General features: G+C 66.6%; 17 protein-coding genes. 7 read left to right on the forward strand and 10 right to left on the reverse strand.

Annotation, left to right across the window (positions count from 1 at the left end; genetic code table 11):
• The first annotated feature begins 65 nt into the window (after positions 1-65).
• Positions 66-500, forward strand: a complete 435-nt coding sequence (locus ACO2RV_RS00490; RefSeq protein ID WP_423288673.1) for a hypothetical protein — start codon at positions 66-68, stop codon at positions 498-500.
• A 154-nt stretch (positions 501-654) separates the two neighbouring features.
• Positions 655-849, forward strand: coding sequence for a hypothetical protein (locus ACO2RV_RS00495; protein ID WP_423288675.1), 195 nt, complete (start codon positions 655-657; stop codon positions 847-849).
• Between the two features lie 75 nt (positions 850-924).
• Here ACO2RV_RS00495 and ACO2RV_RS00500 read toward each other — a convergent pair whose 3' ends face one another.
• The 4 genes from ACO2RV_RS00500 to ACO2RV_RS00515 form a co-directional block, all read right to left on the reverse strand.
• Complete coding sequence (locus ACO2RV_RS00500; protein WP_423288677.1) at positions 925-1,620, reverse strand: type 1 glutamine amidotransferase domain-containing protein; 696 nt, start codon at positions 1,618-1,620, stop codon at positions 925-927.
• A 70-nt stretch (positions 1,621-1,690) separates the two neighbouring features.
• Complete coding sequence (locus ACO2RV_RS00505) at positions 1,691-2,443, reverse strand: SDR family NAD(P)-dependent oxidoreductase (RefSeq protein ID WP_423288679.1); 753 nt, start codon at positions 2,441-2,443, stop codon at positions 1,691-1,693.
• A gap of 31 nt (positions 2,444-2,474) precedes the next feature.
• Positions 2,475-2,978, reverse strand: a complete 504-nt coding sequence (locus ACO2RV_RS00510) for a hypothetical protein (protein WP_423288681.1) — start codon at positions 2,976-2,978, stop codon at positions 2,475-2,477.
• Between the two features lie 45 nt (positions 2,979-3,023).
• Complete coding sequence (locus tag ACO2RV_RS00515) at positions 3,024-4,451, reverse strand: NAD-dependent succinate-semialdehyde dehydrogenase (RefSeq protein ID WP_423288683.1); 1,428 nt, start codon at positions 4,449-4,451, stop codon at positions 3,024-3,026.
• 225 nt (positions 4,452-4,676) lie between these two features.
• On the opposite strand from ACO2RV_RS00515, the gene ACO2RV_RS00520 reads away from it, so the two are divergent.
• Positions 4,677-5,582, forward strand: a complete 906-nt coding sequence (locus ACO2RV_RS00520; RefSeq protein ID WP_423288685.1) for a LysR substrate-binding domain-containing protein — start codon at positions 4,677-4,679, stop codon at positions 5,580-5,582.
• A gap of 93 nt (positions 5,583-5,675) precedes the next feature.
• Here the strand turns inward: ACO2RV_RS00520 and ACO2RV_RS00525 are convergent, their stop codons facing one another.
• From ACO2RV_RS00525 to ACO2RV_RS00535, 3 genes are read right to left on the reverse strand one after another with little or no spacing between them, the layout of a single operon-like run.
• A complete protein-coding gene (locus tag ACO2RV_RS00525; protein ID WP_423288687.1) occupies positions 5,676-6,440 on the reverse strand; it encodes an HpcH/HpaI aldolase family protein in 765 nt (254 codons plus the stop codon).
• 17 nt (positions 6,441-6,457) lie between these two features.
• Positions 6,458-8,212, reverse strand: a complete 1,755-nt coding sequence (gene araD / locus ACO2RV_RS00530) for an L-arabinonate dehydratase (protein ID WP_423288689.1) — start codon at positions 8,210-8,212, stop codon at positions 6,458-6,460.
• A 52-nt stretch (positions 8,213-8,264) separates the two neighbouring features.
• Positions 8,265-9,245 carry a Bug family tripartite tricarboxylate transporter substrate binding protein gene (locus tag ACO2RV_RS00535; protein ID WP_423288692.1) on the reverse strand — a complete coding sequence of 327 codons (981 nt, stop codon included), beginning with the start codon at positions 9,243-9,245 and terminating at the stop codon, positions 8,265-8,267.
• Positions 9,246-9,414: 169 nt separating this feature from the next.
• Between ACO2RV_RS00535 and ACO2RV_RS00540 the strand changes: the two genes are divergently transcribed.
• Positions 9,415-10,113: a GntR family transcriptional regulator gene (locus ACO2RV_RS00540; protein WP_423288694.1), complete on the forward strand. Its 699-nt coding sequence runs from the start codon at positions 9,415-9,417 to the stop codon at positions 10,111-10,113.
• A 205-nt stretch (positions 10,114-10,318) separates the two neighbouring features.
• Here the strand turns inward: ACO2RV_RS00540 and ACO2RV_RS00545 are convergent, their stop codons facing one another.
• Both ACO2RV_RS00545 and ACO2RV_RS00550 read right to left on the reverse strand, forming a co-directional pair.
• A complete protein-coding gene (locus tag ACO2RV_RS00545) occupies positions 10,319-10,495 on the reverse strand; it encodes a hypothetical protein (protein ID WP_423288696.1) in 177 nt (58 codons plus the stop codon).
• Positions 10,496-10,523: 28 nt separating this feature from the next.
• The gene (locus ACO2RV_RS00550; protein WP_423288698.1) at positions 10,524-11,129 is read right to left on the reverse strand and encodes a TetR/AcrR family transcriptional regulator; all 606 of its coding nucleotides are present in this window, start codon (positions 11,127-11,129) and stop codon (positions 10,524-10,526) included.
• Positions 11,130-11,214: 85 nt separating this feature from the next.
• Here ACO2RV_RS00550 and ACO2RV_RS00555 point away from each other — a divergent pair, with 85 nt between their 5' ends.
• From ACO2RV_RS00555 to ACO2RV_RS00565, 3 genes are read left to right on the forward strand one after another with little or no spacing between them, the layout of a single operon-like run.
• Positions 11,215-12,333 carry an efflux RND transporter periplasmic adaptor subunit gene (locus ACO2RV_RS00555; protein WP_423288700.1) on the forward strand — a complete coding sequence of 373 codons (1,119 nt, stop codon included), beginning with the start codon at positions 11,215-11,217 and terminating at the stop codon, positions 12,331-12,333.
• Positions 12,330-15,440 carry an efflux RND transporter permease subunit gene (locus tag ACO2RV_RS00560; protein WP_423288702.1) on the forward strand — a complete coding sequence of 1,037 codons (3,111 nt, stop codon included), beginning with the start codon at positions 12,330-12,332 and terminating at the stop codon, positions 15,438-15,440. Before ACO2RV_RS00555 ends, ACO2RV_RS00560 begins: the two co-directional genes overlap by 4 nt.
• A gap of 47 nt (positions 15,441-15,487) precedes the next feature.
• The gene (locus ACO2RV_RS00565; RefSeq protein WP_423288704.1) at positions 15,488-16,294 is read left to right on the forward strand and encodes an oxidoreductase; all 807 of its coding nucleotides are present in this window, start codon (positions 15,488-15,490) and stop codon (positions 16,292-16,294) included.
• A 262-nt stretch (positions 16,295-16,556) separates the two neighbouring features.
• Here the strand turns inward: ACO2RV_RS00565 and ACO2RV_RS00570 are convergent, their stop codons facing one another.
• Positions 16,557-16,853: a hypothetical protein gene (locus ACO2RV_RS00570; RefSeq protein WP_423288706.1), complete on the reverse strand. Its 297-nt coding sequence runs from the start codon at positions 16,851-16,853 to the stop codon at positions 16,557-16,559.
• Between the last annotated feature and the right edge of the window lie 131 nt (positions 16,854-16,984).

Below are 16,984 nucleotides of genomic sequence, written 5' to 3' on the forward strand. Positions count from 1 at the left end.
GCCAGAGTGAGCGTTGTCTAACGATGGCAACATGGCACATCGCTCCAATTTGAAAGGTGTCGTCGATGAAAGTCTTGTCGGTACTCAAGGTTGGGCTTCTCGCATTGGCAACACTCATCGGCGCCGTATCGATGGCGAGCGCCGCTGACGGATCAATCACCATTCGTATCTTGAAGGCCGGGTTCGTGGTCGGCGGATCAGCCGGAGACGGCGTGCTGACGTTTCAGGGCCGCAAATATCCGCTCTCGGTCGGGGGGCTGAGTTATGGCTTCACCTTCGGCGCCTCGGAGACGCGACTTCACGGAACGGTCAGAAATATCCGGCGCCCGTCTGACGTTTCTGGGGTCTATGCCCAGGGCGGTGCCGGCGCTGCACTCGGAAAGGGCGCGCAAGTCGTCGTCCTGACCAACCAGAATGGCGCTGTTCTGGAGCTGAGCGGTGAGCAAAAGGGCGTCATCGTCAGCCTTGATTTGAGCGGGCTGGCTTTGTCGCTGAAGTGAGGATTTCCCCGGAACATCAGCCCTTTCGATGAACTCCGCCCATGCCCTCGGCGCCCGCGTCTTCGCGACCGCCAATGCCGAGCATCGCGCCGAGGCGCTGGCGCTGGGGGCCAGGGCGGTGTTCGACTAGCGATCCGAGGGCTTCGAGCCGGGCGTGCGCGCAGCCACCGGCGGACACGGGGTCGATGTGATCGTCGATTTCGGCGGCGGCGACTACCTCGCGCGCAATCTGCGCGACCTCGCCCCGTTCAGGTCGGCCTGCTGCGCGGGCAGGACGGCGCCGGCATCCCGCTTCGCGCTGTACGCCCCCTTCGGTCGCAAGACACCGCACGTATCGACCGGCGGCTGAATGCGGCTGCGGACTGTCCCTTGCCGGCATTGTGCTGTCGGGCTCCGGGGCGGTTGCTCCCTGGTGCCTGCAGGATCAGCGGAGCGCAGCGATCAGCGCCTTGGCAAGCGCGGCGGTCGAAGCAGGATTCTGACCCGTCAGCAAGTTCCCGTCCTGGACGATGTAGGAACCCCAGTTCGGACCCTGCTCGAAGATCGCTCCGCGCTTGCGCAGTGTATCCGCGAGCAGCCACGGCGCATTCGTGGCGGTGCCGAACTCTATCTCCTCCTCATCGCTGAGAGAGGTCATTCTGCGTCCCGCGAAGGGCCACCGGCCATCCTCGTCGCTTGCGGCCAGCAGCGCGGCGGGACCGTGGCAGACCGAAGCGATCAGCGTCGACGCCTGGTTCGCCTGGACCAGGATCCTGCCCATGTCGGCGTCCCTGTAGAGGTCCTCCATGGGGCCATGGCCACCAGGAACCACGACCGCGTCGAACCGATTGACGTCGATCCCTGCGAGGAGGAGCGGCTTTTGGAGACGCCCGGCATTCCTGGCGAGGTAGTCGCGGTAGCGATCAGCGGCTTCCTGACCGATGATCTCCGGCTGGAGACTAAGGGGGTCGATCGTCGGCTGCATGCCGCCCGGTGTCGCGAGATCGACCTGGAGGCCCGCCTCGATCAAGGCCTCGTCCATAACGATGAATTCCTCGGCCCAGACACCGGTGTCATAGGTCGATCCGTCGGCGCGGGTCCATCTGTTGGCCGCGGATAGGACGGTCAGTACCTTGGTCATGTTCGAACTCCTTGTGCCCAGGGGCCCGCCGTTCGGCAAAGCCGCCGGCGGCCCGCAGGGTGCGATTCAGCTAGATGTTCTGGCCGCCCGAGACCTCGATGCGCTGGGCGGTGATCCAGCGGTTGTCGGGGCGGAGCAGGTTCGCGACCGCCGGACCGATGTCGTCGGGCAAGCCGACGCGGCCGAGCGCGATCATCGAGGCGAAGGCTTCGTTGTAGGCGGGCGTGTCGCGCACCGCCCCACCCAGGAAGTCGGTCTCGATGGCGCCGGGCGCGATCGCATTGGCGGTGATCCCGCGGGCGCCGAGTTCCTTGGCCATGTAGAGGGTCAGGATTTCGACCGCGCCCTTCGCCGCCGAATAGGCGGAGAAGCCGGGATAGGACACGCGGGTAAGGCCGGAGGAGAAGTTCACGATCCGGCCGCCATCCGCCATCAGCGGCAGCAGAGCCTGCGTCAGGAAGAAGACCCCTTTGACGTGCACGTTGAAGATCAGGTCGAACTGCGTCTCGGTGGTCTCGACGAAGGCCGCCATCTCGCCGTGCCCGGCATTGTTGATGAGATGGTCGAAGGTCTCCCGTCCCCAGGCCGTGAGCACGGTGCGGACCCGTTCGACGAAGCTGGGGAAGTTCGACGCGTCTCCGGTGTCGAGCTGCAGCGCGACCGCCCGGCGGCCGAGCGCCTCGATCTCGGCGACAACGGCCTGCGCCTCGTCGGCGCGGCTGCGATAAGTGAAGATCACGTCGCCGCCCTGGCGGGCGATGCTCATGGCGGTGTTGCGGCCAAGGCCGCGGCTGCCGCCGGTCACGATTGAGATCGTCGTCATTGTGAAGTCTCCTGTTGCATGGCTTGGGGGTTCAGGGCGCATTGGTTGGGCGCCCAGGGTTCATGACGGCCTCGCCGCCGAACTCGCGGTGGAGGCGGAGCAGCGCTCTGCCGCATGAGCTTTCGAGGAAGAAGGTCGCGGTGGCGACGAGCAGGGCGAGAAGGCCGGCGCCTCCGAAAATCCCTATCGTCAGGCTGACGGCCGCGGCTGGCACCGCCTGGCCCTGTGCCAGTACGGCGCCGGCCAGTCCCAGAACGGCGGTGGCGGCGAACAGCGCCACCGCGCCGTTGAGAAAGCCGAGCCCGCGCAGCAGCAGCTGGATGCGCCGCCGGGCCAGTACGACGGCCGCTTCCGGGGCGACGTATTGCAGCGACATCCTGTCGTCCCGCGCCGCCAGCGACGCGCGAAACTCGCGCCACTGGGAGATGGCCAAGTTGTAGCGTGTGGTCGCGCCGTTCTGCAGGACCGCGCTGGCGTTGGTCAGGATCGCCGGCCCGGCGATGAAGGAGAGGGAGGAGAAGGGATCTTCAAGCATGCGGGTTCCTCATCCCCTGGCCCGGGCGGGCGGGGATCGGTTGGACTATCGAAGACTGACCTGCTTGGTCCGCTGATAAGGCTCGAGGATCTCGATGCCGCCTTCGGTGCCGATGCCGCTTTCCTTCCAGCCGCCCAGTGCGGCCTCGGGATAATGGGTCACTGGCCCGTTCACCCCGACTACGCCGTATTCGAGCGCGTCGATCAGACGGCGCTGGCGGCCGATGTCGTGCGTGACCACGTAGGCGGCGAGGCCGAATTCAGGACGGTTTGCCCGCTCCAGCATGGCCGCTTCGTCGTTGAACGGAAGGATCGGGGCGATGGGGCCGAACGGCTCCTGGTGCAGGATCTCAGCGTCGTCCGGAACATCGGTGATCACGGTCGGCGCATAGAAGAACCCGCGCTGACCGACCCGCTTCCCGCCGACCAGGACCGATGCGCCGCGCGATCGCGCGTCCTCCACCAGCTCTTCCACCGCCGCCAGGCGGCGCGCATTCGCCAGCGGGCCCATCTCGCTGGCCGGATCGGTCCCGGCACCGACGCGCCGCGCCTTGGCCCGCTCGACGAACCGCGTGGTGAAGCGCTCCTGGATCGATGCCTCGACGAAAAAGCGCGACGGGCTGAGGCAGATCTGGCCGGCGTTGCTGAACTTTGCGTCCGCCAGCATGTCGGCGGCCCATTCCGGATCGACGTCGCTGCAGATGATCACCGGCGCGTGGCCTCCCAACTCCATAGTGACGGACTTCACCTCGGCGCCCGCCGCGGCGGCGAGGCGTTTGCCGATCGGGATCGAGCCCGTGAAGGTGAGCTTGGTGACTTCGCGCGCCGCGACGAGGTGGTCGGAGACCTGGTTGGCGTGGCCGAACACCACGGCGAGGGCCGCCGGCGTGACGCCGGCCTCGAGCAGGGCCCGCGCCATCACCAGCACCGGTCCGGGGGTTTCCTGCGAGGGCTTGCAGATGATCGAGCAACCGGCACCGAGCGCGCCCGCGAACTTCTTCGCCGCGAGCGCCATCGGGAAGTTCCACGGCGTGAAGGCGGCGACGACGCCAATGGGAAGCGACCGGATCTCCACGCGGCTTCCCCGCGTGCGGCCGGGGATGAGGCGGTCTGAAATCCGGCGTGCCTGCTCGCCTCCCCACTCCAGGAAATCGGCTGACCGTTCGACCTCGGTCCGGGCCTGGGCCAGGGGCTTGCCCTGTTCGCGCGTGATGGTAAGCGCCGCCGCCTCGAGGTCGCTGCGCAGGATGTCGGCCGCCCTCTTCAGGACGCGGCCCCGTTCCCAGGGCGGCGTCGCTGCCCAGTCGCGCAGGCCCCGCGCCGTCGTCGCGACCGCCTCGCGAAGATCCTGGACGGATGCGTAGGCAACCTGGCCGATCTTCTCTCCCGTTGCCGGATCGAGGACGTCGCCGGCCTCGCCGGTCGACCCCGCACGTTCGGTGCCGTCGATGAGCAGGTGGAACTCGTGAGGCATGGGATAGCTCCCGGCGCCGGGCAAGGCGCGTTGGTCTCCGGCGGTTCGCGTCGGAGCTAGATCAACAAGGATGGGTGCAATCGGCGTGCGCGCAGGCCCGCCGGTGACTGCTCTGCCGGTGTCGAGACAGAAGATGTCTCGTGCTGGCCCGGTTGTCATAGCAGTGGGGCTTTGCGCGAAGAACGACTTCGTTTATGTATCAGTCATACCTCGGAGGCATGACCCGTGGAGCTCCGCCACCTCAGATACTTTGTTGCTGTCGCCGAGGAGGGCAGCCTCACCGTGGCCGCTGAACGGCGATTGTTCACCGCTCAGCCGTCCTTGAGCCGCCAGTTGCGCGACCTTGAACTCGAGGTCGGCGCCCAGCTCTTCATTCGCAGCTCCCGGGGCGTCGAACTCACTCCGGCCGGACGCGCCTTCCTGGATCACGCCAGGCGGGCTCTGCAGGCCGCGGCTGAAGCGGTGGCGGCGGCGAGGCGTGCGGCACGGCCACCCAAACCCAGCTTCTCGGTCGGCTTTTTGACCGGGCAGGAGGTCGAGTGGCTTCGGCACGTCACTCACGTGCTCAGGCCTCAGCTCAGAGACATTGATTTTCGTGTGTCGAGCGACTTCTCGCCCGACATCGGCGAAGCGATACAGCGCGGCGACATCGACCTGGGCTTCTGCCGGCTGGAGCCCCACCCGGACGTCATCTACAAGGTGATCGCGCACGAGCCGATCCTGGTTTTCCTACCCAGGGATCACCCTCTCGCGGCCTGTTCCGCGATTGATGTGCGCGACATCGATCCCACCTCGTTCGTCGGCTATTCCGACACGCCCCATATCCTGCGGGGCATCGTCGATCGCTATTTCCGCGATCGAGGCGTCGCCATGTCGCCGGCCCAGTTCCTCGACGGCATCGCCACGGGGATTTCGCTGGTCGCCTCCACGGGCGGCGTGACGCTGCTGCCGGCCTATGTCGAGCCTTTGCTGCCACGCTCCGTGGTATGTCGGCCGCTCACCGGCAACGCCCCGGTGATCGAGGTCGCCGCCGGTTACCGGGGCGACAATCCTTCCCCCGTACTGCGGTTCTTCCTCGATCACATCGACCAGCTCATCGCCTCGCGAGCGGGGGAAGCGGTTTCGATTTGATCGGGACATCCGCCTGCGGGCGGAGGTGCATGATACCCCGGTTGCCCGAACGTCCGTCCCCGGCGCGACGCTGGAAGCGGACGCTGAACGCCCTTACCCGCGGAACCGTCGCGCCAGCGCCTCCGAGCCGCGGGCGAGCACCCCGGCGTCCGAACCCACCGCCGTGAAAATGTTGCCGGCGGCGATGTAGCGGCGCGCGAGCGCTTCGTCCCCGGTGAGGATGCCGGCGCGGTTGCCCGCCTTCACGATGCGGCCGACCAGCCCCTCGATCAGCGTGACCACCGCCTCGTTGCCCTGGTCGCCGAGATAGCCGATGTCGGCGGAGAGGTCGCCCGGCCCGATGAACACGCCGTCGATCCCCGGCACGCCGCAGATCGCCTCCAGATTCTCCATGCCGAGCCTGGATTCGATCTGCACCAGCACGCAGATCTCCTCATGGGCGCGGCTGTAATAGTCCTTCACGCGGCCGAAGCGCGAGGCGCGCGAGGCCGACGCGAAGCCGCGGATGCCCTCGGGTGGGTAGCGGGTGTAGGCGACCGCGGCCGCCGCCTGCTCGGCGGTCTCCACCATGGGGAAGAGGAAGCTTTGCACGCCGGCGTCGAGATAGCGCTTGGCCCAGACCGCATCGGTCACCGGCGGGCGGACGATGGGCTGCACCTTGTTCTCCATGCAGGCCTGAAGCTGCGAGAACACCATGTTCAGCTCGTTCGGCGAGTGCTCGGTGTCGATGAGCAGCCAGTCATAGCCGGAGCCGGCGAGGATCTCGACGGTGAGGTTGCTGGCGAGGCTGCACCAGAGGCCGAGCTGCTGCTCGCCGGCATGGATGCCGCGCTTGAAGTGATTGACAGGCAGTTCCACGAGACGGTCCCTTGCTCTCAGTAGATGGAAGGCTCGCCGACAGGCGCGCCAAAGGAGGTTTCCAGGAAGTCGAAGTCGCAGCCCTCGTGCGCCTGCCGGATATGGCGCGAGAACATCCAGCCATAGCCGCGCTCATAATGCGGTGGCGGCGGCACAAGCGCGGCGCGGCGGCGCTCCAGCTCGTCCTCGGCGACCAGCATGTCGATCGAGCGGGCGGGCACATCCACCCGCACGAGATCGCCGGTCTTCAACAGCGCCAGCGGCCCGCCGACATAGCTTTCCGGCGAGACATGCAGGATGCAGGCGCCGTAGCTGGTGCCGCTCATGCGCGAGTCGGAGATGCGCAGCATGTCGCGCACGCCCTGCTTCACCAGCTTCTTCGGGATGGGCAGCATGCCCCATTCCGGCATGCCCGGCCCGCCGAGCGGACCGGCATTGCGCAGCACCAGCACATGGTCGGGCGTGACGTCGAGGCTCTCGTCGTCGATCGCCGCCTTCAGGCTGGGATAGTCGTCGAACACCAGCGCCGGGCCGGTGTGCACCCGCAGATGCGGGGCGCAGGCGCTCGGCTTGATGACGCAGCCCTCGGGAGCGAGATTGCCGCGCAGCACTGCCAGCGCGCCCTCGGCGTAGATCGGGTTGTCGACGGTGCGGATGACGTCGTCGTCATGCACCTGCGCGCCGACGATGTTCTCGCCGAGGGTTCGCCCGGTAACGGTGAGCGCGTCGAGATGGAGGTGGTCCGTAAGCCGGCTCATCAGTGCCGGCAATCCGCCGGCGAAGAAGAAGTCTTCCATCAGGTAGGCGTCGCCCGAGGGGCGGACATTGGCGATGACCGGGACGATCCGGCTCGCGCGGTCGAAATCGTCCAGCCCGATGTCGACGCCGGCGCGGCGCGCCTGCGCGATCAGATGGATGATGGCGTTGGTCGAGCACCCCATCGCCATCGCGACGGTGATGGCGTTCTCGAAGGCGGGACGGGTGAGGATGCGTGCGGGCGTGAGATCCTCCCACACCATCTCGACGATGCGCCGCCCGCAGGCGGCGGCCATGCGGTTATGGCCGGCATCGGCGGCGGGAATGGAGGAGGCGCCGGGCAGGGTCATGCCAAGCGCATCGGCGATGGCGGTCATGGTCGAGGCGGTGCCCATCGTCATGCAATGGCCGAAGGAGCGGGCGATGCCGCCCTCGATCTCGCCCCAGGCCTTCTCGTCGATATTGCCGGCGCGGCGCTCGTCCCAGAATTTCCAGGCGTCCGAACCGGAGCCGAGCGTGCGGCCGTTCCAGTTGCCGCGCAGCATCGGCCCGGCCGGGAGGTAGATCGCCGGCACGCCGGCGCTGGTCGCCCCCATCAGCAAGGCGGGGGTGCTCTTGTCGCAGCCGCCCATCAGCACGGCGCCATCGATGGGATGAGCGCGGATGCCTTCCTCCACCTCCATGGCCGCCATGTTGCGGTAGAGCATCGAGGTCGGCTTGAGGAAGGTTTCGGAGGCCGAATGCACCGGCAGCTCCAACGGGAAGCCGCCTGCCTGGAGCACGCCGCGCTTCACGTCCTCGACGCGGTCCTTGAAATGGCCATGGCAGGGATTGAAGTCGGACCAGGTATTGAGGATGCCGATGACCGGCTTGCCGACCCAATCCTCCGGCGCGTAGCCCATCTGCCGCAAGCGCGAGCGATGGCCGAAGCTGCGCAGGTCGTCATGGGCGAAATAGCGGGCGCTGCGTAGTTCTTCGGGTGTTTTGCGCGCGGCAATCTTCGCATGGGCGTTCATGAAGGCACCTGTGGGATGCCGGGCCTCACATATGAGGCCCGGCGAGAAGCGATCACTGGGTGGCTATCTTTCCGTCGGCCACGACCCGGCGCCAGCGTTCCTCCTCCGCCTTCTGGAAAGCGGCGAACTGCTCGGGCGTGTTGGCAACGATCTGGAAGCCGAGATCGTTGAACTTGCTCCTGACTGCCGGATCGGCGAGCGCCGCCGCGAAGGCGTCGACCACTTTCTTGCTCACCTCGGGCGGCAACCCTTTCGGAGCCGCGGCCGCCTGCCAGGAATAGACGTCGAGCCCATCGACGCCAGCCTCCTTCATGGTCGGCACGTCCGGCAGCACCGGGTTGCGCTCCGCGGCGGTGACGCCGAGCACCTTCAGCTTGCCGGCCTTGATGTGGCTCGCGACCGCCCCGAGGTTCTGGAACGATACGTCGGAATGGCCGGCGATGAGATCGGCGATGGCCGGGCCGCCGCCCTTGTACGGCACATGGATGCCGGTGGTGCCGGTCTGCTGCCAGAACAGCGCGGCCGTCAAATGGTCCGACGATCCGGCACCGGAGGTGGCAAACGTCACCTTGTCCGGGTTCTTCTTCAGATACGCCACCAGTTCCTGCACCGTATTGGCCGGGAAGTTCGGGTTGGCGACCAGCACGTTCGGCGTGCGTACCGCCACGGTGACGAGGTCGAAATCCGTGCCCGGTGCATAGCCGAGCTTGGGGTTGAGCGCGGGATTGATGGCGAAGACGCCGATCGAGCCAACCAGCAACGTATAGCCGTCGGCGGGCGAATTCTTCACATGCTGCGCACCCGTGGCGCCATTGGCGCCCGGGCGGTTGTCGACCACCAGCGGCTGGCCGAGCTTTTCCTGCATCTTGGGCAGCAGCAGGCGCGCCGTGCTGTCCGAGGCGCCGCCGGGCGGAAACGGCACCACGACCGTCACCGGCCGCTCGGGAAAGGACTGGGCCAGCGCCGGGGCGGCGGCGAAGCCGGCGCACAGCGCCGCTACCAGCGCCAGCGGAGCAATCTTGAGATGGGACATGGTTCCTCCTGTCGCGTCGAATGACGCATGGGGCAGGAGCCGGCGCCGGTTTGGCGTTGGCGCATGGTCTCCTCCGATCCCCGACTTTGCGGGGTTGACCCTTATGGGCACACCACTGAAGCACTAATGCATCAGTGGCGTCAACTCGGTTTTGCGCTATGGTGCCGGCATGGACAGCCCCAACCGCCCGCGCCCCACGCGCGACCCCTCCCGCCACGCGGCGCCGCAGGTCTTCGACTATCTGCGCGAGCGAATCATCGCGCTGGAGTTGCCGCCCGGAACGCTGATCTCGCGCATCGAGTTACAGGACCTGTTCGGCTTCTCCTCCACGCCGGTGCGCGACGCGCTCTTGAAGCTGCAGGAAGAATCGCTGGTCGAGATCTTCCCGCAGCACGCCACGGTGGTGAGCCCCATCGACCTGAAGCTTGCGCGGCAGGCACATTTCCTGCGCCGCTCCGTCGAGCAGGAAGCGGTGCGCACCATCGCCCTGATGGAGGAGCGCACGGAGGTGGTGCGGCGGCTAGAGACGGTGATCGACGTCCAGGCCGCGCTGCTCGCCCGCGGCGACCTGCCGGGCTTCGAGAACGCCGACCGCGAATTTCACCGCATCTTCTTCGAGACGGTCGGCGTGTCGGAGCTCTGGACGATGACCCGCCGCTATTCCGGCCACATCGACCGCATCCGCCGGCTCCACCTGCCGATGCCGGGCAAGGCATCGCAGGTGATTGCCGATCATCGCGCGATCGTGGCGGGAATCGCCTCGGGCGATGTGTCGGCGGCGCAGGGCGCGCTGCGCGAGCATCTGTCGAAGTCGCTGGCCTTCACGCCTGACCTGCGTGCCCGCTGGCCGGATTATTTCCGCGACTGAGGCGGGGCGCGCCCGAGCGTGCAGATGCAGCGGCATCGTGGCTTCGCCGCCAAGCCTGCCCGAGGGCGACATCACAACTCCGCCCCGCCTGTCGCGCCACACCAAGCGTGCTGTGAGCACGACTGGGCTTTGCTTTGCCCTCTCATGACATAAGCTTGCCAAGCCGCGGAGGCTTGTGGCCATGGCGTTGTCAGAAGCAATGCCGCTACGCTTGCCCGACCTTCGACCGTAGTTCGGAGACCTGCTGTTCGAGCTTCCGGACGCGGCTCTCAAGCAGGTCGACTTCGTCGTAATCCATCGCCTGTTCCCATTGGCGTAGCGTCTCAAGCCAGCCCCGCCAGATGGTCTTCGAGAACAACCGCTGCAATGTTGCTTTTGTCATTAGCGGCCTCTTCTGCCTGTCGTCCCCATTATTGCCGTGGCTTGGCATCGAGAGGAGCCGCAGCGGCCTGAGCCATGACGCTGCCGGCGGCTGCCTGCAGGAACTGCTTTGACATCTCCTCGTCGTTGACGGCGCGCGCGAGCAGCACGGCGCCCACCATGGTGGAGAGAATGGCCATGGCCTTGCTCTCCGCCTCGCCGCGATCCGCCCCGCCGATCCAGCCGGCGACCAGGGCGAGATGCTCCTTGAAGCCGGCCTCAAAGGAAGCGCGCACCTCCGGCCCCTGTCGGGCCGCGTCCGAGCCGAGAGCGACGACCGGACAGCCATCCGACCTTTGGGCGCAGTGATCCTCGCTGAGATAGAAGTCGACTGCGGCGGCGAGCGGATTGTCGGGCCTGGAGGCGGCGGCGGCGGACCAGCGACCCAGGGCCTCCTCCAGGGCACGGCGGGACGCCTGGACCGCCAGATCCTCCTTGGAGTCGAACTGCTTGTAGAAGGCGCCCTGGGTCATGCCGGCGCCGGCCATCAGGTCCTTCAGCCCGATGCCATCAAAGCCGTGCTCCCGGAAGAGACGGCTCGCCACATTGATCACCGTCTGCCGGTTTTCCTCCGCCTGAACGCGACTGACGCGCATGGCTGACCTCCTCAAATTAGATTGCGTTCGATTTCTATATCGGATATAGAGTTCAAATGCAATCTAATTTGATAGGGCGGCGGACATGAAGAAGAAGCCCGTTCTCGTGCTGGCAGGTGGTTTGATCGTGGTGGCCGGCGTCGGCTCCGCCGTCGTGTTGTCACTCTCCTCGCCCCACGCAGGACCTGCGAACGACCCCCGGCAGGAAGCCCCGCTCGTTCGCGTGGCGACGGCAGCGCCGGTGAAGGGCGTCGAGCGTGGTTTCACCGGCCTCATCGAGGCGCGGGTGCAAAGCAATGTCGGCTTCCGGGTGCCGGGCAAGATCGTCGAGCGGCTGGTCGATGTCGGCCAGACCGTCAAGGCGGGCCAGGCCTTGATGCGGATCGACGACACCGATCTGCGCCTCGCCCTCACGGCCAAGCGCAACGCCGTGGCCGCCGCCCGCGCCGTGCTGGTCCAGGCGAGCGCGGATGAGAAGCGCTACGCCGCGCTTGTGAAAGGCGGACTTGCCGCGACGCCTCAGCGTTACGAGCAGGCCAAGGCCGCGCTCGACACCGCGCAGGCGCAGCTCGACTCGGCGGAGGCGGATGCCGACGTTGCCGAAAACGAGGCGACCTATTCCACGTTGACGGCCGGCGCGGACGGCACCGTTGTTGCCACCCTCGGCGAACCCGGGCAGGTCGTTGCCGCCGGCCAGACCGTGGTTCAGCTGGCCCATGCCGGGCCGCGCGAAGCCGTGGTGGCGCTTCCCGAAACGATCCGTCCGGCCTTGGGGTCGCAGGCCAGAGCCAGCGTCTACGGCAGCAATGCCGAGCCCAGCACGGCACGCCTGCGGCAGATTTCCGACGCCGCCGATGCCCAGACGCGCACCTATGAGGCGCGCTACGTGCTCGACGGCCCAGCCGCTTCGGCGCCGCTCGGCTCGACGGTCACGATCACCATCGCCAGTGGCGCGAACCAAACAGCCGTGACCGTCCCCGTTGGCGCGGTGCTGGACGATGGCGCACGCACCGGCGTGTGGGTGCTCGAACGCTCCTCGTCCACCGTGCGCTTCGTCCCCGTCCAGATCAAACGGTTCGGCGGGGAAGAGGCCACCGTCACCGGTGTCGAGCTCGGCACGGAAGTCGTGGCGCTGGGCGCACATCTCCTGAAGGACGGGGCACCCGTCCGAACGGCGGCCGTGGTCGAGGGGAGAGCCCAATGAGTTTCAATCTCTCGGCTCTCGCGGTCCGCGAACGGGCGGTCACGCTGTTCTTCATCGTCCTTCTGGCGGCAGCGGGCGTCTACGCCTTCGTCAAGCTCGGGCGAGCGGAAGACCCCTCCTTCACCATCAAGACGATGACGGTCACGGTGGCATGGCCGGGCGCCACCGCCCGCGAGATGCAGGACCTCGTCGCCGAGCCGCTGGAAAAGCGCATTCAGGAGCTGACCTGGTATGACCGGGTCGAGACCATCGCCCGTCCCGGCTTCGCCTTTCTGACCGTGACGCTCAAGGACAATACGCCCCCCTCGGCGGTCGAGGAGGAGTTCTATCAGGCGCGCAAGAAGCTCGGTGACGAGGCGCGCAATCTCCCGCCCGGCGTGCTCGGCCCCTTCGTCAACGACGAGTTTTCCGATGTGAGTTTTGCCCTCTACGCCCTGAAGGCGAAGGGCATGCCCATGCGCGAGCTGGCGCGGCAGGCGGAGGTCATACGGCAGGACCTCCTGCACGTCCCCGGCGTCAAGAAGATCAATATTCTGGGCGAGCGGCCCGAGCAGATCTTCGTCGAGTTCTCCTACGCCAAGCTGGCGACGCTCGGCGTGTCGGCGCAGGACATTGCGAGCGCCCTTCAGCGGCAGAACACCGTGACCCCCGCCGGCTCCATCGATACGCGCGGCCCGCAGGTCTTCATCCGTTTCGATGGGGCCTATGACAGCATCGAGGCCATCGCCAACACGCCGATCGTGGCCGGTGGCCGGACGCTCAAACTGTCCGATGTCGCCGAGGTGCGTCGCGGCTATCAGGACCCCGAAACCTACATCATCCGCCATGATGGCGAACCCGCCATCATGCTGGCGGCGGTGATGCAGCAGGGCTGGAACGGGCTGGAGCTCGGCAAGGCGTTGGAGGCCCGCTCCAGCGCGATCGCCGCCACGCTGCCGCTCGGCATGACGCTCGCCAAGGTCAGCGATCAGGCCGTGAACATCGACGCGGCGGTCGGCGAGTTCATGCTGAAATTTGTCATGGCGCTCGGCGTCGTGCTGTTCGTGAGCCTCGTCGCCCTCGGCTGGCGCGTCGGCATCGTCGTGGCGCTCGCGGTGCCGCTGACGCTGGCCGTCGTCTTCCTCATCATGCTGGAGACCGGCCGCTTCTTCGACCGCATCACGCTGGGCGCGCTGATCCTGGCGCTCGGCCTGCTGGTGGACGACGCCATCATCGCCATCGAGGTGATGGTGGTGAAGATGGAAGAAGGCATGGACCGCATCCAGGCGGCGGCCTACGCCTGGAGCCATACGGCGGCGCCGATGCTCTCGGGCACGCTGGTGACGATTATCGGCCTGATGCCGGTCGGCTTTGCCGCCTCGGCTGCAGGGGAGTATGCCGGCAACATCTTCTGGGTGGTCGGCTTCGCGCTGATCGTCTCGTGGATCGTCGCCGTGGTCTTCACGCCTTATCTCGGCGTGAAGATGCTTCCCGCCATCAAGCCGATCGAGGGCGGCCACCACGCCATCTATAATACGCCCAACTACCGACGCCTGCGCGCGGCGATCAAATTCACCGTGCGGCACAAATTCCTGACCTGTGCCGTGGTGGGCGTCGCCATGGCCCTCTCCGTGATGGGCATGGGAGCGGTCAAGCAGCAGTTCTTCCCGACCTCGGATCGTCCCGAAGTCCTGGTCGAGGTGCGTATGCCGGAAGGCACCAGCATCGAGACCACCACCGCTGCTGTGGAGAAAGTCGAACGCTGGCTGAAGGAGCGCCCCGAGGCGAAGATCGTCACCAGCTATATCGGCCAGGGCGCTCCGCGCTTCTTCTTCGCCATGGCGCCGGAGCTGCCCGATCCGTCCTTCGCCAAGATCGTGGTGCTGACGCCGGACGCAGAGGCCCGCGAGGAACTGAAGCATCAGCTGCGCGCGGCCATCGCTGGCGGGCTCGCTCCCGAAGCCTTCGTCCGGGTCACGCAGCTCGTCTTCGGCCCCTATACGCCGTTCCCGGTTGAGTTCCGCATCATGGGCCCTGATCCGGCGGAACTGTACCGCATCTCCGAGAAGGCCCTTGCCCTCATGAGCGGCGTGCCGGACGTCCGGCAGGCCAATCGCGACTGGGGCAACCGCTCGCCCGTGCTGCGCTTTGTCCCCGACCAGGACCGGCTCAACCTGATCGGCCTGTCGCCCACCGAGGCCGCCCAGCAGATGCAACTGCTTCTGACCGGCCTCACCGTCACGCAGGTGCGCGAAAACATCCGCAACGTGCCCGTGGTGGCGCGCAGTGCCGGCGACAACCGGCTCGATCCGGCGCGGCTTGCCGACTTCTCGCTGATGAGCCGGGACGGCCGACAGGTTCCGCTCGATCAGATCGGGCGCTCCGAGATCCGGTTCGAAGAGCCGATCCTCAAGCGCCGCGACCGCACGCCGGTCGTCACGGTCCGTGCCGATGTCAACGAAGCCACGCAGCCGCCGGAGGTCTCCCAGCAGGTGATGCAGGCGCTCCAGCCGCTGATCGCCTCGCTGCCGGTCGGCTACCGCATCGAAATGGCCGGGAATATCGAGGAGTCCCTCAAGGCCAACGTCGCGCTGGTCAAGATCTTCCCTCTGATGATCGCCGCGATGCTCATCGTCATCATCCTGCAGGTCCGCAGCCTGTCGACGATGACGATGGTGATGATGACGGCTCCGCTCGGCCTCGCCGGCGTGGTGCCGACATTGCTGCTGTTCAATCAGCCCTTCGGCTTCAACGCCATTCTCGGGCTGATCGGGCTCGCCGGCATCCTCATGCGCAACACGCTGATCCTGACGGAGCAGATCAAGGAGAACAAAGCGGCGGGGCTCGACGACTATCATGCCGTCATCGAGGCAACCGTCCAGCGGACGCGGCCGGTGATCCTCACTGCGCTGGCGGCGGTGCTGGCCTTCATCCCGCTGACGCACTCCGTGTTCTGGGGATCGATGGCCTACACGCTGATCGGCGGCACCGCCGTCGGCACGGCGCTGATCCTGCTGTTCCTCCCCGCACTCTACGCCGCCTGGTTCCGCATCAAGCCCACGGCCGACGAGGTGCACGCGGACGTCGCGCACGGTCCCGCAGCGCATCCGGCCCTGGCCGCCGAATGAGAGCCTTCAAGCGCTCTCATCTCAAAGCAATGAACGAAGGAACGATCATGTCGACCGCGAAAATCGTGCTCATCACCGGGGTCTCATCCGGCATCGGCCGCGCCACCGCGCTGAAATTCGCGGAAGCGGGCTGCCGCGTCTATGGCACCGTTCGTAACCCAGCCAAAGCTCAAGCCATTCCCGGCGTGACGCTCGTCGAGATGGACGTCCGCGACGAGGCATCGATTGATCGCGGCATTCAGACCATCATCGCGCAGGACGGGCGCATCGACGTGCTCGTCAACAGCGCGGGCGTGACCCTGCTTGGCGCGACCGAGGAGACCTCGATCTCGGAGGCCCAGACGCTCTTCGACACCAACCTTTTCGGCCTCCTTCGCACGATCAAGGCCGTGCTGCCTCACATGCGCGAGCAGCGCTCCGGCCGCATCGTCAATGTCAGCTCGGTGCTGGGCTTTCTGCCCGCGCCCTACATGGCGCTTTATGCGGCGTCCAAACATGCCGTCGAGGGGTTGTCCGAAACCTTGGATCACGAAGTGCGTCCGTTCGGCATCCGCGTGACGCTGGTCGAACCGTCCTTCACCAAGACCAACCTCGATCTGAACGCGCCGCAGGCGGCCTCCACCATTGTCGCCTATGGAAAGGAGCGCGCCCTCGTTTCGCGAGCGATCCAGAAGAACGTTCAGAAGGCCCCCGCGCCCGATGCCGTCGCCGACACGATCATGCGCGCCGCGCTGGGCGGCTGGAAGATGCGCCACACGCCGAAGGGGGAGGCGTCCCTCCTCGCCAAGCTGCGCCGTTTCATGCCCGCCGGGCCCGTCGAGAAGGGGCTGAGGAGGACGTTCGGCCTCAGCTGAAATGGGCCTCGTCTCGGGCCGGGCGCCCGCTGCTGGGTAGCAGGCCAGTTTCTGGCTCCGGCGCTCCCTTGGCGCCATTTAGCCGGCATCTTCGCGCGCCATCTGCGGGAGGCCCGACGACGCTTACGCAGCGTCGGAATGACGGCGGCCAAGAGCGCTGACCGCCGTCAGGCCGAGTCGCTTCTCGCCTGAGATTGACAGGCGGACCAAAGGAGCGGTTCGCCAAAGTCTTCCCGGCGCGCAGTGGGCACCTTGTGTGCCGTCAGGGCGTGCCGCAGGTGGAGCTGCCGCATACCGCGCGACATATCGCCGGGTTCATGCAGGTATACGTCTTTCCCGCGGCGGGCTTGCCCGGTGTGGCCGCCAGTTTGGCTGCGGGCGCGTCCAGCGCGCGCATATCCGCATCCCGCGCTGTGAACTGGCCGCATGTCGGGGCGCCGCACACGGCGCGGCAAATGGCCGGATTCATGCACGTGTAGGCGGCAAAAGATTGCGTTGGAACAAGTATCGATCCACCGATACTCGCCACTGCAAGGGCGAAAATGACTGTTTTGCGCATTATTTCCTCCGAATTTGACGGCAATCTCAGATGAGTATTGACGTCTCACGCGCGCCAGAATGCGACGTTTGTAATATTTGCGTATTGCACAAGCGGAACATTAATCTCGCTGTAGGGGAGCTCGGCTGATT

The sequence above is a fragment of the Ancylobacter sp. VNQ12 genome (assembly GCF_049445835.1).
In the GTDB taxonomy this organism is placed as follows: domain Bacteria; phylum Pseudomonadota; class Alphaproteobacteria; order Rhizobiales; family Xanthobacteraceae; genus Ancylobacter.

Coding starts and splice junctions, on each gene's coding strand:
- ACO2RV_RS00490 (WP_423288673.1), top strand. CDS start 66: ATGAAAGTCTTGTCGGTACTCAAGGTTGGGCTTCTCGCATTGGCAACA.
- ACO2RV_RS00500 (WP_423288677.1), bottom strand. CDS start 1,620: ATGACCAAGGTACTGACCGTCCTATCCGCGGCCAACAGATGGACCCGC.
- ACO2RV_RS00505 (WP_423288679.1), bottom strand. CDS start 2,443: ATGACGACGATCTCAATCGTGACCGGCGGCAGCCGCGGCCTTGGCCGC.
- ACO2RV_RS00510 (WP_423288681.1), bottom strand. CDS start 2,978: ATGCTTGAAGATCCCTTCTCCTCCCTCTCCTTCATCGCCGGGCCGGCG.
- ACO2RV_RS00515 (WP_423288683.1), bottom strand. CDS start 4,451: ATGCCTCACGAGTTCCACCTGCTCATCGACGGCACCGAACGTGCGGGG.
- araD (WP_423288689.1), bottom strand. CDS start 8,212: ATGAACGCCCATGCGAAGATTGCCGCGCGCAAAACACCCGAAGAACTA.
- ACO2RV_RS00535 (WP_423288692.1), bottom strand. CDS start 9,245: ATGTCCCATCTCAAGATTGCTCCGCTGGCGCTGGTAGCGGCGCTGTGC.
- ACO2RV_RS00540 (WP_423288694.1), top strand. CDS start 9,415: ATGGACAGCCCCAACCGCCCGCGCCCCACGCGCGACCCCTCCCGCCAC.
- ACO2RV_RS00545 (WP_423288696.1), bottom strand. CDS start 10,495: ATGACAAAAGCAACATTGCAGCGGTTGTTCTCGAAGACCATCTGGCGG.
- ACO2RV_RS00550 (WP_423288698.1), bottom strand. CDS start 11,129: ATGCGCGTCAGTCGCGTTCAGGCGGAGGAAAACCGGCAGACGGTGATC.
- ACO2RV_RS00555 (WP_423288700.1), top strand. CDS start 11,215: ATGAAGAAGAAGCCCGTTCTCGTGCTGGCAGGTGGTTTGATCGTGGTG.
- ACO2RV_RS00560 (WP_423288702.1), top strand. CDS start 12,330: ATGAGTTTCAATCTCTCGGCTCTCGCGGTCCGCGAACGGGCGGTCACG.
- ACO2RV_RS00565 (WP_423288704.1), top strand. CDS start 15,488: ATGTCGACCGCGAAAATCGTGCTCATCACCGGGGTCTCATCCGGCATC.
- ACO2RV_RS00570 (WP_423288706.1), bottom strand. CDS start 16,853: ATGCGCAAAACAGTCATTTTCGCCCTTGCAGTGGCGAGTATCGGTGGA.